The organism is Salmonella sp. 32100201201700099SM, from assembly GCF_017572645.1.
Classification (GTDB): domain Bacteria; phylum Pseudomonadota; class Gammaproteobacteria; order Enterobacterales; family Enterobacteriaceae; genus Salmonella; species Salmonella enterica.
Map to the genome: position 1 here is coordinate 176,966 of NZ_JAGERQ010000007.1, position 16,172 is coordinate 193,137.

15 protein-coding genes are annotated in these 16,172 nt (G+C 52.8%); 6 read left to right on the forward strand and 9 right to left on the reverse strand.

Annotation, left to right across the window (positions count from 1 at the left end; all coding sequences use genetic code 11):
- Positions 1–53 precede the first annotated feature (53 nt).
- Positions 54–1,058 carry a LacI family DNA-binding transcriptional regulator gene (locus tag J4685_RS13385; protein WP_023211803.1) on the reverse strand — a complete coding sequence of 335 codons (1,005 nt, stop codon included), beginning with the start codon at positions 1,056–1,058 and terminating at the stop codon, positions 54–56.
- Positions 1,059–1,376: 318 nt separating this feature from the next.
- On the opposite strand from J4685_RS13385, the gene J4685_RS13390 reads away from it, so the two are divergent.
- Together J4685_RS13390 and J4685_RS13395 are read left to right on the forward strand one after the other, a co-directional pair.
- A complete protein-coding gene (locus J4685_RS13390) occupies positions 1,377–2,573 on the forward strand; it encodes an L-talarate/galactarate dehydratase (protein WP_001218250.1) in 1,197 nt (398 codons plus the stop codon).
- A 73-nt stretch (positions 2,574–2,646) separates the two neighbouring features.
- On the forward strand, positions 2,647–3,957 hold the full coding sequence (locus tag J4685_RS13395) for an MFS transporter (protein ID WP_001092104.1): 1,311 nt from the start codon (positions 2,647–2,649) through the stop codon (positions 3,955–3,957).
- Between the two features lie 82 nt (positions 3,958–4,039).
- Here J4685_RS13395 and cysE read toward each other — a convergent pair whose 3' ends face one another.
- From cysE to J4685_RS13420, 5 genes are all read right to left on the reverse strand, one after another.
- Positions 4,040–4,861: a serine O-acetyltransferase gene (gene cysE, locus J4685_RS13400; RefSeq protein ID WP_001112110.1), complete on the reverse strand. Its 822-nt coding sequence runs from the start codon at positions 4,859–4,861 to the stop codon at positions 4,040–4,042.
- Between the two features lie 77 nt (positions 4,862–4,938).
- Complete coding sequence (gpsA, locus tag J4685_RS13405) at positions 4,939–5,958, reverse strand: NAD(P)H-dependent glycerol-3-phosphate dehydrogenase (protein WP_001076596.1); 1,020 nt, start codon at positions 5,956–5,958, stop codon at positions 4,939–4,941.
- Entirely contained in the window at positions 5,958–6,425 is a 468-nt protein-coding gene (gene secB, locus J4685_RS13410) for a protein-export chaperone SecB (RefSeq protein WP_000003370.1), read from the reverse strand. Before secB ends, gpsA begins: the two co-directional genes overlap by 1 nt.
- Positions 6,426–6,468: 43 nt before the next feature.
- The gene (gene grxC / locus J4685_RS13415; RefSeq protein WP_001273795.1) at positions 6,469–6,720 is read right to left on the reverse strand and encodes a glutaredoxin 3; all 252 of its coding nucleotides are present in this window, start codon (positions 6,718–6,720) and stop codon (positions 6,469–6,471) included.
- 85 nt (positions 6,721–6,805) lie between these two features.
- Entirely contained in the window at positions 6,806–7,237 is a 432-nt protein-coding gene (locus tag J4685_RS13420) for a rhodanese-like domain-containing protein (RefSeq protein ID WP_001156179.1), read from the reverse strand.
- A 247-nt stretch (positions 7,238–7,484) separates the two neighbouring features.
- Here J4685_RS13420 and gpmM point away from each other — a divergent pair, with 247 nt between their 5' ends.
- The 3 genes from gpmM to J4685_RS13435 are packed head-to-tail and all read left to right on the forward strand — an operon-like array spanning position 7,485 to position 11,288.
- Positions 7,485–9,029 (forward strand): 2,3-bisphosphoglycerate-independent phosphoglycerate mutase, encoded by a 1,545-nt coding sequence (gpmM, locus tag J4685_RS13425; protein ID WP_000116576.1) that lies wholly within the window; start codon positions 7,485–7,487, stop codon positions 9,027–9,029.
- Between the two features lie 33 nt (positions 9,030–9,062).
- A complete protein-coding gene (gene envC, locus J4685_RS13430) occupies positions 9,063–10,322 on the forward strand; it encodes a murein hydrolase activator EnvC (RefSeq protein ID WP_058814511.1) in 1,260 nt (419 codons plus the stop codon).
- 3 nt (positions 10,323–10,325) lie between these two features.
- Positions 10,326–11,288, forward strand: a complete 963-nt coding sequence (locus J4685_RS13435; protein WP_001135517.1) for a divergent polysaccharide deacetylase family protein — start codon at positions 10,326–10,328, stop codon at positions 11,286–11,288.
- Here the strand turns inward: J4685_RS13435 and J4685_RS13440 are convergent.
- From J4685_RS13440 to kbl, 3 genes are all read right to left on the reverse strand, one after another.
- On the reverse strand, positions 11,275–12,309 hold the full coding sequence (locus J4685_RS13440) for a glycosyltransferase (RefSeq protein ID WP_000798197.1): 1,035 nt from the start codon (positions 12,307–12,309) through the stop codon (positions 11,275–11,277). The genes J4685_RS13435 and J4685_RS13440 overlap by 14 nt on opposite strands.
- Before the next feature lie 494 nt (positions 12,310–12,803).
- Complete coding sequence (gene tdh / locus J4685_RS13445) at positions 12,804–13,829, reverse strand: L-threonine 3-dehydrogenase (protein WP_000645990.1); 1,026 nt, start codon at positions 13,827–13,829, stop codon at positions 12,804–12,806.
- A 9-nt stretch (positions 13,830–13,838) separates the two neighbouring features.
- Positions 13,839–15,035: a glycine C-acetyltransferase gene (gene kbl, locus J4685_RS13450; protein WP_001213790.1), complete on the reverse strand. Its 1,197-nt coding sequence runs from the start codon at positions 15,033–15,035 to the stop codon at positions 13,839–13,841.
- A gap of 202 nt (positions 15,036–15,237) precedes the next feature.
- Here kbl and rfaD point away from each other — a divergent pair, with 202 nt between their 5' ends.
- Positions 15,238–16,170, forward strand: coding sequence for an ADP-glyceromanno-heptose 6-epimerase (rfaD, locus tag J4685_RS13455; RefSeq protein WP_000587771.1), 933 nt, complete (start codon positions 15,238–15,240; stop codon positions 16,168–16,170).
- The last annotated feature ends 2 nt before the right edge of the window (positions 16,171–16,172 follow it).

The following is a 16,172-nucleotide window of genomic DNA, read 5'->3' on the forward strand; positions in this document are numbered from 1 at the left end:
GATGGCGGCTAACACCTGATCCGGCCTGGCCGATCCCGATGGCATGTTCCCTTTTATGCGGACTCTCGCTCAATCAAATGAAAGCCAATATCCACAATAGCTTCTGCGCACGGTTTCTGTTCAATACGATCGGCCAACAGCGTAGCGGCGCGCTGGCCAATGGCGCGTCTGTCAACGCTTACGGTAGTAATTGACGGTCGATTGCTGGCGGCAAAATCAAGGTCGCCAAAACCAATAACCGCTAAATCATGCGGGATGCGCAAACCACGGCTTTCCGCCTCCATCATCGCCCCCTGTGCCAGGGTATCAGAACTGCAAACAATGACATCAAACGTCCCTTCGTCAAAAAGCTGGCTTAAACCGCTGCGCCCCAGTGAAAGCGATGCCGGAAGGGGGACATCTACCTGCGGTACGGCATGAATAGCGTGGCGTTGAAGAACACTACATAACCCCTGCTTACGTTGCGCGGCTCGGCGATCGGCGGTCCACAACAAGCCGGGACGACGATAGCCCTTACTCAGAAGATACTCCCCCGTCGCCTGCCCGACTTTTTCATGGGAAAAACCGACCAGCATATCAAGCGGCGTGGGCGTTAAGTCCCAAATTTCCACCACCGGAATAGCCGCGTTCAGGATGACCTTTTTCAGTTCTATCGTGTGATGGATCCCGGTAAGCACCACGCCATCGGGGCGGTGGGAAAGCAGTGTCGCCACCAATTCCGCTTCCGTTTGTTCGGTATATCCCGCCACGCACAGCAATATGTGATATCCGCGTCGGGCCAGTTCATCGCTCAGCGACTGGATGGTATCGACAAACATGTTGTTGTTAATTTGCGGCACGACGACAGCGATTAATTTACTCCGTCGCGACGCCAGACCACCGGCTAACGCGTTGGGTATGTAGCCTGTGACGCGAACCGCCTGCATGACTTTCTCAACCGTTTTGGGGCGAACCAGTTGTGGCGAATTCAATGCCCGGCTGACTGTCATCGGAGACAGCCCGGCGCTACGTGCTACATCTTCCAGCGTCGGCGCACGAGGTGATTTGGTTCTCTTCACGTCTGATGCCCCTGCAAAGATTGGCTGATTTATCCGCGCATTATTCATCATGCCTGCGGCTATTGCCAGCTTCGCATCAGGAAAGGCCGTAAATACAGTAGCTTATCAAGCTCAGTCATTACAAAATGATAGCGCCATCATTTTATATTATGCATTTCCCCAGATATTTTTGGATCGTGATCCATTTTGCAATAAATCCTGCTTTTTATACGACATATGTGATCAAATGTTCAAATCAACATCAACTTTCTGGATCCTGCGCTCGCTTAATAATAAAAATGTTAGCGCAATCATTTTGTGATTATCAGGAGAAAAAAAATGGCTTTAAGCGCAAATTCCGACGCCGTAACGTATGCAAAAGCGGCGAATACCAGAACCGCGGCAGAAACCGGCGATCGTATCGAATGGGTGAAGCTATCACTGGCTTTTCTACCGCTGGCGACGCCAGTGAGTGACGCGAAGGTACTGACCGGTCGCCAGAAACCTTTGACCGAAGTGGCAATCATCATTGCCGAAATCCGCAGTCGCGATGGCTTTGAGGGCGTTGGTTTTAGCTACTCCAAACGTGCTGGCGGCCAGGGTATTTATGCTCACGCCAAAGAGATAGCCGATAATCTACTGGGCGAAGATCCCAATGATATCGATAAAATATACACCAAGCTGCTGTGGGCCGGAGCCTCGGTGGGGCGTAGCGGGATGGCGGTACAGGCTATCTCCCCTATCGATATCGCCTTATGGGATATGAAGGCTAAACGTGCCGGTCTGCCACTGGCAAAACTGTTGGGCGCGCACCGCGACTCCGTTCAGTGTTACAACACTTCGGGAGGGTTCTTGCATACACCGCTCGATCAAGTGCTGAAAAATGTGGTGATTTCCCGCGAAAATGGCATTGGCGGTATTAAGTTGAAAGTCGGACAACCCAACTGCGCTGAGGATATTCGCCGCTTAACCGCAGTACGTGAAGCGCTTGGGAATGAGTTCCCGTTAATGGTTGACGCTAACCAGCAGTGGGATCGCGAAACGGCTATCCGCATGGGGCGTAAAATGGAACAGTTCAATCTTATCTGGATTGAAGAACCATTAGATGCTTACGACATCGAAGGCCACGCCCAGCTTGCTGCCGCGCTGGATACGCCTATCGCCACCGGGGAAATGCTGACCAGTTTCCGGGAACACGAGCAGTTGATTCTGGGCAATGCCAGCGATTTCGTTCAGCCAGATGCGCCGCGTGTCGGCGGTATCTCTCCGTTCCTGAAGATTATGCATCTGGCGGCGAAACACGGGCGTAAGCTGGCGCCGCACTTTGCGATGGAAGTACACCTGCACCTTTCCGCAGCGTATCCCCTGGAGCCGTGGCTGGAACATTTCGAGTGGCTGAACCCATTATTCAACGAGCAACTTGAGCTGCGCGATGGCCGCATGTGGATTTCCGATCGTCATGGTCTGGGTTTTACGCTCAGTGAACAAGCGCGCCGCTGGACACAATTAACATGTGAATTTGGCAAACGCCCTTAACCCGACTGGCGGGAATCCGTCCCGCCTCTCTTACCTTACAGGATGCATTCTGCCCTTATCTGAGGAGTAGATAATGAACACAATAATAAAGCGCACAAAAGTGCGTCATACCATTCTTATATTTTTATTTCTTGCTACCGTATTTAATTATGCGGATCGCGCAACTCTATCCGTAGTTGCCCCAATAATGAGTAAAGAATTAGGTTTTGATCCGGAAGCGATGGGCCTGGCTTTCTCCTCATTTGGTATTGCCTATGTCATTATGCAACTACCCGGCGGTTGGCTATTAGACCGCTACGGTTCACGACTGGTTTACGGTTGCGCATTGATTGGCTGGTCGTTAGTAACCATGTTTCAGGGAACGATCTATCTGTATGGCAGCCCATTAATTGTACTGGTTATTCTACGTCTGTTGATGGGCGCGATTGAAGCGCCTGCCTTTCCGGCGAACAGTCGTTTAAGCGTACAATGGTTTCCCAATAATGAACGAGGTTTCGTTACTTCAGTTTATCAGGCTGCGCAATATATCTCGCTGGGCATTATCACCCCGCTAATGACGATCATTCTGCATAATTTAAGCTGGCATTTTGTCTTCTATTATATTGGCGCTATTGGCGTGATGCTCGGTATATTCTGGTTAATGAAAGTCAAAGATCCGATGCACCATCCAAAAGTTAATCAAGCGGAAATTGACTATATTCGTAGCGGTGGTGGCGAGCCCTCTCTGGGCTGTAAAAAGGAGCCGCAGAAAATAACGTTCGCGCAGATTAAAACCGTCTGTGTTAACCGGATGATGATCGGTGTTTACATCGGGCAATTCTGCGTCACCTCTATCACCTGGTTCTTCCTGACCTGGTTCCCGACCTACCTGTACCAGGCGAAAGGCATGTCGATTCTGAAAGTCGGTTTTGTGGCCAGTATTCCAGCCATTGCCGGTTTTATTGGCGGCCTGCTCGGCGGCGTGTTCTCCGACTGGCTACTCAAACGCGGCTATAGCCTTACCGTCGCGCGGAAACTGCCTGTTATCTGCGGTATGTTGCTCTCTTGCGTAATTGTGATCGCCAACTACACCTCTTCAGAATTTGTGGTCATTGCGGCGATGAGTCTGGCCTTTTTTGCCAAAGGGTTTGGTAACCTGGGCTGGTGCGTACTCAGCGACACCTCGCCGAAGGAAGTTCTGGGTATTGCCGGCGGCGTATTTAACATGTGCGGCAATATGGCAAGCATCGTTACGCCGCTGGTCATCGGCGTGATTCTTGCCAATACTCAGTCGTTCGACTTTGCCATTTTATACGTTGGCTCGATGGGACTTATTGGTCTCATTTCATATCTGTTTATCGTCGGCCCGCTGGATCGCATCACGCTGACATCATCCGCAGCCTGATTGTCCACATTGCGAATTCTTCGCTCCGCTGTTCCGGGATTGCACTCCATCGGAACAGCGTTTTTTAGTTGTACCGCGCAATTCAGATGCCGTCGCCATACTCAAACGTATGGTGTATCCCGTTGAAATGCTGGTCCATATCCATCGACGGCTTATCGCTGCCCGGCTTGCCGACAATACGCGCCGGAACGCCTGCGGCGGTAGTGTGCGGCGGGACAGGCTGTAAAACGACGGAACCTGCGCCAATTTTCGCGCCGCGCCCCACCTCGATATTGCCGAGAATTTTCGCGCCCGCGCCAATCATCACGCCTTCGCGGATTTTAGGATGGCGATCGCCGCTCGTTTTCCCGGTACCGCCCAGGGTGACGGATTGCAGGATCGACACATCATCCTCAATAACCGCCGTCTCCCCCACCACAATACCGGTGGCATGGTCGAGCATAATCCCACGGCCAATTTTCGCTGCCGGGTGAATATCCACCTGAAACGAGACCGAAACCTGATTTTGCAGGAAGATGGCCAGCGCGCGGCGACCTTCATTCCACAACCAGTGACCAATGCGGTAGGCCTGTAGCGCATGAAAGCCTTTCAGATATAACAGCGGCGTGGAGTATTTATCCACCGCCGGATCGCGAGTGCGCACGGCCTGAATATCGCAGGCTGCCGACGCGATCATTTCCGGGTCGGCGGCATAGGCTTCTTCAACTACTTCACGGATAGCGATAGCGGGCATGATGGGCGATGCCAGTTTATTTGCCAGCATATAGCTCAGCGCACTGCCCAGATTTTCATGCTTGAGTAGCGTGGCGTGATAAAAACTGGCCAACATAGGCTCACAGTCAGCTAAAGCGCGGGCTTCAGCTTTAATATTCTTCCAGACGATTTCCAGTTCTTCACACGGCATGGCTTACTCCAGACGGGCAGAAAACGACCAACCCGTTCTGTGCGGGTTGGGTCGTTTATGCAAACAGTTCCTTACGGCTAGTGGCGACTCAGCTCTTCCTTGCGGGCGCGACCTAATAACGTTAATGCTGCCTCGCGCGCGTTTTTTCCGCAATACAAAACTTGATAAATTTCCTCGGTTATTGGCATTTCAACACCAAAACGGTGCGCCAATTCACGAACTTCTTTCGTATTGCGATAGCCTTCGACCACCTGGCCAATCTTATCCTGCGCGCCTTTAACGTCCATGCCCTGGCCAAGCATCATGCCAAAACGACGGTTGCGCGACTGGTTGTCGGTACAGGTCAGCACCAGATCGCCTAAACCCGCCATCCCCATAAAGGTGGCGGGATCGGCGCCAAGCGCTGCGCCAAGCCGCGACATTTCGGTCAGTCCACGCGTGATTAGCGCCGTGCGGGCGTTCGCGCCGAAGCCGATGCCGTCAGACATCCCCGCGCCAATCGCAATCACGTTTTTCACCGCGCCGCCAAGCTGCACGCCGATAAAATCCGCATTGATATAGACGCGAAAACTTTTTCCGCAGTGCAACAGTTGCTGGAGATCGTCGGCAAAGGTCTCATCGGTTGAGGCCAGAGAGATTGCCGTCGGCAAACCCGCCGCCAATTCTTTAGCGAACGTCGGGCCAGAAATCACCGCCAGCGGGATTTGATCGCCTAACGCTTCGCGAGCGACATCCTGCAACAGGCGCCCCGTTTCCGCTTCCAGGCCTTTGGTCGCCCATACCAGACGCGCATCCGGACGCATCAGCGGTTTAATCTGCCGCAGCACGTCGCTGAAAACATGGCTTGGCACCACCACCAGAATGTTACGACTGGCCGCCAGCGCGGTTGCTAAGTCGCTTTCCAGGTGTAACGTATCGGGAAAAGGCACATCGGGAAGGAACGCGACGTTGCAGCGATCGTGCTCCAGGGTCGCGATATGTTTTGGGTCGTGGCCCCACAGGACAACCTGGTGGCCGTTTCTCGCCAGAGTGATGGCGAGAGCGGTGCCGTACGAGCCGGCACCGATGACTGTCATTGACGCATTACTTTGGTTCATCAGGCATCCTGATGTTCTTCAGTACCTTCGCCAGCCTGCTGCTGCAAATAGTTCATGAACAGCGCATCAAAATTGACCGGCGCAAGGTTCAGTTGCGGGAACGTACCGCGTGAAACCAGACTGGTGATGCACTCGCGAGCATACGGGAACAGAATGTTCGGGCAGTATGCGCCCAGGCAATGCGCCATCTGAGTGCCTTCAATACCGCTGATGGAGAAAATACCGGCCTGCTGAACTTCGCACAGGAACGCGGTTTCTTCCCCCAGGGAAGCCGTTACGGTAACACGCAGCACAACTTCATAAACATCATCCGCCAGTTGGGAAGATGCCGTATCAAGATCTAGTTTAACCTCTGGCTGCCAATCTTTCTGGAAAACATGCGGTGCGTTTGGCGCTTCGAAAGAAACATCCTTGGTATAGATACGTTGGATCTGGAAAGCCATTTCAGTGTTATTTTGTTCTGACATGTGTAAAACCCTTTAGTGTTGTCCTTAAATACTTGAGTACGCCTTAACGCAACAGCGGATCCAGTCCACCACGCGCATCCAGCGCATACAAGTCGTCACAACCGCCAATGTGCTGTGCATCAATAAAAATTTGCGGAACCGTCGTTCGGCCACTACGTTTGATCATCTCTTCACGCTTCACGGCGTCGCCGTCAATCGCAATTTCCTGGAAACTCACGCCCTTGCTGTTTAACAGCGCCTTTGCACGATGGCAAAACGGGCAGGTTGCTTTGGTGTAGATTTCAATATTGGCCATGACTTCGCTCCTATTTTTTACCCGATGGATTTCATGTCGACGCAAGGGCAAGTCATTCCCCTTGCGTCATGAAAACGACGGGTAATCACTTACCGCGCACCAGAGGCAGATTCTCGCCGCTCCAGCCTGCTACGCCTTCTTTCAACACAAAGACCTTTTCAAAGCCGGCTTTTGTCAGCGCGTTAGCGGATTCCTGGCACTGCATACCAGAACCGTCGACCACGATAATCGGCTTGTCTTTGTGCTTTTCCAGTTCGCCAACATTGTTGGCTTTGATTTCGCTCGGCAGCAAATTGGTCGCGCCAGCGATATGGCCTTTACGGAAATCGTCACGTTGACGTAAATCCACAACAACGGCGTCCTCTTTGTTGATAAGGCGCGTGGCTTCGCCGCGTGTAATCACCTTAACTTTTGAAGTCAGACCCTTGAACGTGGTAAATAAAACCGCCACCAGTAACGCAATCCAGGCGATACTCAGTATGGGATGACGGCCAACAAATTGCATAATTTCTTGCATGGGGGGTAACAACTCCCGACGTAGTGATTAAAAAACCAGGAAAGGAGTATACCTGCGCAGTGGCGCAAATACAGCCAGAGCGTGCACTGGAATGCATTTTTGCGGGGCGCTACGAAAAAAAATCACGCTATTACTTGCCTTCTCACGCCAGCGCGATCCCTTTCTTTGATCTTCTGAGGCTATTTTATCGATTCAGCTGTAGTAAAATTACGCAATTATTTTGTCTATTGAGTATGAGGTTGTCGCAATGTCGGTTTCTAAAAAACCTATGGTACTGGTGATTCTGGATGGCTACGGCTACCGTGAAGAACAGCAGGATAACGCTATCTTAAACGCCAAAACCCCGGTGATGGATGCTCTGTGGGCAAAACGTCCGCATACCCTGATCGACGCATCCGGTCTGGAAGTGGGTCTGCCTGACCGCCAGATGGGCAACTCCGAAGTGGGCCACGTGAACCTGGGCGCAGGCCGCATCGTTTATCAGGACCTGACGCGTCTGGACGTTGAAATTAAAGAACGTACTTTCTTTGCTAACCCAGTCCTGACCAATGCGGTAGACCAGGCGAAAAACGCCGGTAAAGCGGTTCATATTATGGGTCTGCTGTCCGCGGGCGGCGTCCACAGCCACGAAGATCACATTATGGCGATGGTGGAACTGGCCGCAGAGCGCGGCGCAGAAAAAATCTATCTGCACGCCTTCCTCGACGGTCGCGATACGCCGCCGCGCAGCGCTGAAGCCTCGCTGAAAAAATTCGAAGACAAATTCGCCGCGCTGGGCAAAGGCCGCGTGGCGTCTATCGTCGGTCGTTACTACGCTATGGACCGCGACAACCGTTGGGATCGCGTGGAAAAAGCGTATGATCTGATGACCCTGGCGCAGGGCGAATTCCAGGCGGATACCGCTGTGGCTGGCCTGCAGGCCGCTTACGCTCGTGATGAAAACGATGAGTTTGTCAAAGCGACCGTTATCCGCGCCGAGGGCCAGGCTGATGCGGCGATGGAAGACGGCGACACGCTGATTTTCATGAACTTCCGCGCTGACCGCGCGCGCGAAATTACCCGCGCTTTCGTTAACGCTGATTTCGACGGCTTTGCGCGTAAGAAAGTGGTTAATCTGAACTTCGTGATGCTGACCGAATACGCCGCCGACATCAAAACTGCCGTTGCCTACCCACCAGCGTCGCTGGCGAATACCTTTGGCGAATGGATGGCGAAAAACGACAAAACTCAGCTGCGTATTTCCGAAACGGAAAAATATGCGCACGTAACCTTTTTCTTTAACGGCGGCGTAGAAGAACCGTTTGCTGGTGAAGAGCGTATTCTGATCAACTCCCCGAAAGTGGCCACTTATGACCTGCAGCCGGAAATGAGCTCTGCAGAATTGACTGAAAAATTGGTCGCGGCGATCGAAAGCGGTAAGTACGACACCATCATTTGTAACTATCCAAACGGCGATATGGTCGGTCATACCGGCGTGATGGAAGCCGCCATCAAAGCGGTGGAAGCGTTGGATAACTGCATTGAACAGGTAACAAAAGCGGTTGAGTCCGTTGGTGGACAACTGTTGATTACCGCGGACCACGGCAACGCGGAGCAGATGCGCGATCCGGCGACCGGTCAGGCGCATACCGCCCACACCAACCTGCCGGTGCCGCTGATTTATGTCGGCGAGAAAAACGTGAAGGCGGTCGAAGGCGGCAAACTTTCAGACATTGCGCCTACCATGCTGTCGCTGATGGGGATGGAAATCCCGCAAGAGATGACTGGTAAGCCGCTGTTCATCGTGGAATAATCCCTCCCCATGAGGGGAAAGGCGATTAACACCATTCAACAGGCCGTGAAACCAAGAACGTTTTCAGTCAGGCCTTTGTTCTACGCCAGCGTACTTAGCGCTGGCGTATTGTTGTGCGCCTTTTCCGCCCACGCGGATGACCGTGATCAACTCAAATCTATTCAGGCCGATATCGCCGCGAAAGAACGCGACGTACGCCAGCAGCAGCAGCAGCGCGCCAGCCTCCTGGCACAACTTAAAGCCCAGGAAGAGGCCATCTCGGCCGCAGCGCGTAAGCTGCGCGAAACGCAAAGCACTCTGGATCAGTTAAACGCGCAAATTGATGAGATGAACGCCTCAATTGCCAAACTGGAGCAGCAAAAAGCCAGCCAGGAGCGTAATCTCGCCGCACAGTTGGACGCCGCTTTCCGCCAGGGCGAACACACCGGCATTCAGCTTATTCTTAGCGGAGAAGAAAGCCAGCGTGGGCAACGCCTGCAGGCCTACTTCGGCTATCTGAACCAGGCGCGCCAGGAGACTATCGCCGAACTGAAACAGACTCGCGAACAGGTCGCCACACAAAAAGCCGAGCTGGAAGAGAAGCAAAGCCAACAACAAACGTTGCTGTATGAACAGCGCGCTCAGCAGGCCAAGCTGGAGCAGGCGCGTAATGAACGTAAGAAAACGCTTGCCGGACTGGAGTCGTCTATTCAGCAAGGCCAGCAACAGTTAAGCGAACTGCGCGCCAACGAATCACGCCTACGCAACAGTATCGCGCGGGCGGAAGCGGCGGCCAAAGCGCGAGCGGAGCGTGAAGCCCGCGAAGCGCAGGCGGTACGCGATAAGCAGCAGGAAGCCTCGCGTAAAGGCAGCACCTATAAGCCGACGGAAAGCGAGCGTTCGCTAATGTCCCGCACCGGCGGTCTGGGCGCGCCTCGCGGTCAGGCATACTGGCCGGTACGCGGCCCGATATTGCATCGCTATGGCGAACGGCTGCAGGGTGAGCTACGTTGGAAGGGGATGGTGATCGGCGCGTCGGAAGGCACCGAGGTCAAAGCCATCGCCGACGGCAGGGTGATTCTGGCGGACTGGCTGCAAGGCTATGGTCTGGTGGTGGTCGTGGAGCATGGTAAAGGCGATATGAGCCTTTACGGCTATAATCAGAGCGCGCTGGTCAGCGTAGGCGCGCAGGTGCGCGCCGGACAACCTATCGCCCTTGTGGGCAGTAGCGGCGGTCAGGGTAGACCCTCGCTTTATTTCGAAATTCGTCGCCAGGGTCAGGCCGTCAATCCACAGCCGTGGTTGGGAAGATAAGTTTTGCCTCAGTTTCGTCGCTCCATTCTCACGCTGGCCACTTTGCTGGCGTTTGCACATCCCGTTTTCGCTGGCAAGCTCGCCATCGTGATTGATGATTTTGGCTATCGCCCGCACACGGAAAACCAGGTTCTGGCGCTGCCGCCAAACATCTCCGTCGCCGTACTGCCCAACGCGCCGCATGCGCGCGAAATGGCAACTAAAGCGCACAATAGCGGGCATGAGGTGTTAATCCATCTGCCGATGGCGCCGCTAAGCAAACAGCCTCTGGAGAAGGATACGCTGCGACCAGATATGAGCAGCGATGAGATCGAGCGCATTATCCGCGAGGCGGTAAACAACGTGCCGTATGCCGTTGGGCTTAATAACCACATGGGCAGCGCAATGACTTCCAGCCTGTTCGGTATGCAAAAAGTTATGCAGGCGCTGGAACATTACAATCTCTATTTTCTCGACAGCATGACGATTGGCAATAGCCAGGCGATGCGCGCGGCATCCGGTACGGGTGTGAAAGTGATCAAGCGCAAAGTGTTCCTCGACGATACGCAAAACGAGGCGGATATCCGTCGTCAGTTTAATCGCGCTATCGAACTGGCCCGTCGCAACGGTTCCGCTATCGCGATTGGTCATCCACATCCCGCAACGGTTCGCGTGCTGCAACAGATGGTTTATCGCCTGCCGGCGGATATCACCCTGGTACGCCCAGGCAGCCTGCTCAACGAACCGCAGGTAGATACGTCCCGACCTGGTGTGACGCCGCAGAAAATTGACGCGCCGCGCAATCCCTTCCGCGGCGTGAAGATGTGCAAGCCGAAAAAACCGCTGCAACCGGTCTACGCTACGCGCTTTTTCAGCGTCATCGGCGAGAGCATTACGCAAAGTTCCGTGATTGTCTGGTTTCAGCACCAGTGGCAAGGCTGGGGGAAAATCGCCGCGCCTAAAAACGTGAGCGCTAAGACAAATTGAGCGCCTTACGGGCCATACGACGGTGCGACAAAGTTTTGTCGCGCCATTGCCACAGCCGGAAGGACCAGAGCAGCGTCTGATAAGCCGCTTTCGCGCTGCAGACGTTAGCCATCATCCGTCTATACATGCCAGAAGTAAAAATTTCGGCAATCATACGCTGGCGGGTCAAAATATCAGGCTCTTTACGTACCGCATGACAAACGCGTAACGCTTCCCAGGTAATTTGCTGGCGAAATTCCGGATAAATCGGAATACGACGGGCATAATCACGATTGAGCTTTTCTAATAATCGCGTAATTTTAATATAATGCCGCTGATAATTAAGATTTTTATTGCCTTGTCTTTGCAAACGGCTTACCGAATTATCATGCAGGAAATATTTATATAATGATTGTTCGGTATAACGTACGCGCGTGGCATTAAACATAACTTCCGTCGACCATAATATGTCCTGATGATGCAGTCCGGGAACGAAAGTAATATTGTTATCGATAATTAACGCACGTCGATAAACGCCCATCCAGACAACATGCGTCCAGCGCCGCGAGGCCAGCGCCATACGCAACCAATCCGGTCCGCTTAATACCCCGGTGGAACGCAGACGATCGGTCGGAATAGATTGCCAGGCATGCCCGGTTTTTCGGACGCACCAGTCCGCATTACACTGCGCAACGTCCAGATCATCGTTAAGCGCCATAGTCATCAGCGTTTCATACATCTTCGGGTAGACCAGGTCATCCGCATCGACAAAGGCGACGTAATCGCCGGTCGCCGCTTGCAGGCCAAGATTACGGGCGACAGATGCGCCAGCATTGGCCTGATGAAGCAGTCGAACATGCGGGTAATGTTCCGCGTAATGTTTTGCTATCTCAACGGAATGATCCGTCGATCCATCATTCACAATAATAATTTCCAGCGCCGACCACGTTTGCGCGATTAACGACGCCATGCAAGCATTAAAATCCGCTCCCGCATTATATAACGGGACAATGATACTCACTTTGGTTTTACTATTTTTCATAACGATTACCAGAAAAACCTTAATTTACCCTGCCTTTATACTGTGGCTCTATTAAGAAACTATTAAGCCGCCATAATTAATTTTTACAGTAAAAAGCAAGCACAAAACCCAGAGTAGAGCGTGACGTTAGCGAGTAAAATAAGAGTAAAGCGCAATTACGAATGCTTGATGTCTATGACAATTCTTTACGGCTTTCCAGATTTTCCCTAACAAAAAAGGTTGGTGAATGACACCAACCTTTTACGATGAAACGTATATCAGACCCGATAAATATCATCGGGTCTCTATACCCTTCATACTTCAAGTTGCTTATGTGTTGGCTACGGATTACTCGGCCCATCCATGGGCCTCGTCCTGACGGGCCGTCGCAAGCGACGTTCAAATCTGCTCCCGGCAGATTTGTCGTTCACCCCAGTCACATAGTTATCTATGCTCCTGGGGACTCACTCCCTTGCCGCCTTTAAGCAACTCGAATTATTTTGGGTATATACATATTAATCCCAGCTCAGAATAACTTTTCCTGACTGGCCTGAACGCATGGCGTCAAAACCTTTCTGGAAATCATCAATAGAGAAACGATGGGTGATAATCGGTGACAGATCCAGACCGGACTGGATCAGCGCCGCCATTTTGTACCACGTTTCGAACATCTCACGACCATAAATACCTTTAATGAACAAGCCCTTAAAGATAACTTTTGTCCAGTCGATAGACATATCTGATGGCGGAATCCCCAGCATCGCAATACGACCGCCGTGATTCATGGTGTCCAGCATGGTACGAAACGCCGGCGGCGCGCCGGACATCTCCAGACCCACATCAAACCCTTCGGTCATTCCCAGCTCCGCCATGACGTCGTTCAGGCTCTCTTTCGCGACGTTGACCGCGCGGGTGACGCCCATTTTACGCGCCAGCTCCAGACGGTATTCATTGACGTCAGTAATCACCACATGACGCGCGCCGACATGTTTCGCCACCGCGGCGGCCATTACGCCGATTGGCCCCGCCCCCGATACCAGTACATCTTCGCCGACCAGATCGAAAGACAGCGCCGTATGCACCGCATTACCAAACGGGTCGAAAATAGAGGCTAAATCATCAGAAATGTTATCCGGGATTTTAAACGCATTGAACGCCGGGATGACCAGATATTCCGCGAAGCAGCCGGGACGGTTGACGCCCACGCCGGTGGTGTTGCGACACAGGTGAGTACGACCGCCACGGCAGTTGCGGCAATGACCGCAGGTGATATGACCTTCGCCGGAGACGCGATCGCCGATTTTAAAGCCTTTCACTTCCTGACCGATGCCGACCACTTCGCCGACATATTCATGCCCCACGACCATCGGAACCGGGATGGTTTTTTGCGACCAGTCATCCCAGTTATAGATGTGAACGTCAGTGCCGCAGATGGCTGTTTTACGGATTTTAATCAGCAAATCGTTATGGCCGACTTCCGGTTCCGGAACGTCGGTCATCCAGATGCCCTCTTCCGCTTTCAGTTTGGATAACGCTTTCATCTTACATCCTCAGGCAATCACGCCCAGTTGTTTACCAATACGCGTGAACGCGTCTACCGCACGCGTAATTTGCTCAGGCGTATGCGCCGCAGACATCTGGGTACGAATACGCGCCTGACCTTTTGGTACGACCGGATAGAAGAAACCGGTAACGTAAATGCCCTCTTTTTGCAGTTCGCGGGCAAATTTCTGCGCGACAACCGCATCTCCCAGCATTACCGGGATGATGGCGTGATCCGCGCCTGCCAGCGTAAATCCCGCGGCAGACATCTGCTCACGGAACTGCCGGGCGTTCGCCCACAAGCGATCGCGCAGTTCTGCGCCCGCTTCCACCATCTCCAACACTTTAATAGAAGCCGCCACGATCGCCGGCGCCAGGGAGTTGGAGAACAGATATGGGCGGGAACGCTGACGCAACCACTCAACGACCTCTTTACGCGCCGCGGTATAGCCGCCGGATGCGCCGCCTAACGCTTTGCCCAGCGTACCGGTAATAATATCTACGCGGCCCATTACGTCGCAGTATTCATGGGAACCGCGACCGTTTTCGCCGACAAAGCCTACCGCGTGAGAATCATCAACCATCACCAGCGCATCGTATTTATCGGCCAGATCACAGACGCCTTTCAGATTGGCGATGACGCCATCCATTGAGAACACCCCGTCGGTGGCGATCAGGACATGACGCGCGCCGGCCTCACGCGCCTCTTTCAGCCGCGCTTCCAGCTCAGCCATATCGTTGTTGGCATAGCGATAGCGCTTCGCTTTACACAAACGCACGCCGTCAATGATAGACGCGTGGTTCAGCGCGTCGGAGATAATGGCGTCTTCCGCGCCCAGCAACGTCTCAAACAAGCCGCCGTTAGCGTCGAAACAGGAGGAATACAGAATCGCATCTTCCATGCCGAGGAAGCTTGCCAGCTTTTGCTCCAGCGCTTTGTGGCTGTCCTGGGTGCCGCAGATAAAACGCACGGACGCCATACCGAAACCGTGGCTGTCCATGCCCGCTTTTGCGGCATTAATCAGCTCAGGATGATTCGCCAGCCCGAGATAGTTATTGGCGCAAAAGTTAATAACATGGCTTCCATCCGCCACGGTGATATCCGCCTGCTGCGCAGACGTAATAATGCGCTCTTCTTTAAACAATCCTTCCGCCCGGGCGGTTTCCAGATCGTTGGTTAACTGTTTGTAAAAATCCCCACGCATTGCGATTCTCCAGACTGGGCAAATTTCAGCACATATTACCCAAAGCGATACGTTGATACGAGATGACGCGTCATCACTTCTTTAAAATGCAGCATAAATCACGCGTATCCTCACGGGTTATCAGTGAATGGATGAATAGTGATATGATAAAAGCATTCATGTCTGAGACAGTCTCTGACACCATAATTCAAAGGTTACAGTTATGATCATCGTTACCGGCGGCGCGGGCTTTATCGGCAGCAATATCGTTAAAGCCCTGAATGATAAAGGTATCACCGATATTCTGGTGGTGGATAACCTGAAAGACGGCACCAAGTTTGTAAACCTGGTGGATCTGAACATTGCTGACTATATGGATAAGGAAGATTTCCTGATCCAGATTATGTCCGGAGAAGAGCTCGGCGATATCGAAGCTATTTTCCATGAAGGCGCCTGCTCTTCCACCACCGAGTGGGACGGCAAGTATATGATGGATAATAACTATCAATACTCCAAAGAGCTGCTGCACTATTGTCTTGAGCGCGAAATCCCGTTCCTCTATGCCTCTTCTGCCGCCACCTATGGCGGTCGCACGTCTGATTTCATCGAATCGCGCGAATACGAAAAACCGCTTAACGTTTACGGCTATTCTAAGTTCCTGTTTGATGAATATGTGCGCCAGATCCTGCCAGAAGCGAACTCGCAGATTGTCGGTTTCCGCTATTTCAACGTCTATGGACCACGTGAAGGCCATAAAGGCAGCATGGCAAGCGTGGCATTTCATCTGAATACACAGTTAAACAACGGCGAAAGCCCGAAACTGTTTGAAGGCAGCGAAAACTTCAAGCGCGACTTCGTTTACGTGGGCGATGTGGCCGCCGTTAACCTGTGGTTCCTGGAAAGCGGCAAGTCCGGCATCTTTAACCTGGGCACAGGCCGTGCGGAATCTTTCCAGGCCGTCGCCGACGCGACGCTGGCATACCATAAAAAAGGCAGCATTGAATACATTCCGTTCCCGGATAAGCTGAAAGGTCGCTATCAGGCGTTTACGCAGGCGGATTTAACCAATCTGCGCAACGCGGGCTACGACAAACCCTTTAAGACCGTCGCCGAAGGCGTCACGGAGTATATGGCCTGGCTGAACCGCGACGCGTAAGT

Coding starts and splice junctions, on each gene's coding strand:
- gpsA (WP_001076596.1), bottom strand. CDS start 5,958: ATGAACCAAAGTAATGCGTCAATGACAGTCATCGGTGCCGGCTCGTAC.
- cysE (WP_001112110.1), bottom strand. CDS start 4,861: ATGCCGTGTGAAGAACTGGAAATCGTCTGGAAGAATATTAAAGCTGAA.
- kbl (WP_001213790.1), bottom strand. CDS start 15,035: ATGCGTGGGGATTTTTACAAACAGTTAACCAACGATCTGGAAACCGCC.
- rfaD (WP_000587771.1), top strand. CDS start 15,238: ATGATCATCGTTACCGGCGGCGCGGGCTTTATCGGCAGCAATATCGTT.
- J4685_RS13395 (WP_001092104.1), top strand. CDS start 2,647: ATGAACACAATAATAAAGCGCACAAAAGTGCGTCATACCATTCTTATA.
- secB (WP_000003370.1), bottom strand. CDS start 6,425: ATGTCAGAACAAAATAACACTGAAATGGCTTTCCAGATCCAACGTATC.
- J4685_RS13390 (WP_001218250.1), top strand. CDS start 1,377: ATGGCTTTAAGCGCAAATTCCGACGCCGTAACGTATGCAAAAGCGGCG.
- grxC (WP_001273795.1), bottom strand. CDS start 6,720: ATGGCCAATATTGAAATCTACACCAAAGCAACCTGCCCGTTTTGCCAT.
- J4685_RS13440 (WP_000798197.1), bottom strand. CDS start 12,309: ATGAAAAATAGTAAAACCAAAGTGAGTATCATTGTCCCGTTATATAAT.
- J4685_RS13420 (WP_001156179.1), bottom strand. CDS start 7,237: ATGCAAGAAATTATGCAATTTGTTGGCCGTCATCCCATACTGAGTATC.
- tdh (WP_000645990.1), bottom strand. CDS start 13,829: ATGAAAGCGTTATCCAAACTGAAAGCGGAAGAGGGCATCTGGATGACC.
- gpmM (WP_000116576.1), top strand. CDS start 7,485: ATGTCGGTTTCTAAAAAACCTATGGTACTGGTGATTCTGGATGGCTAC.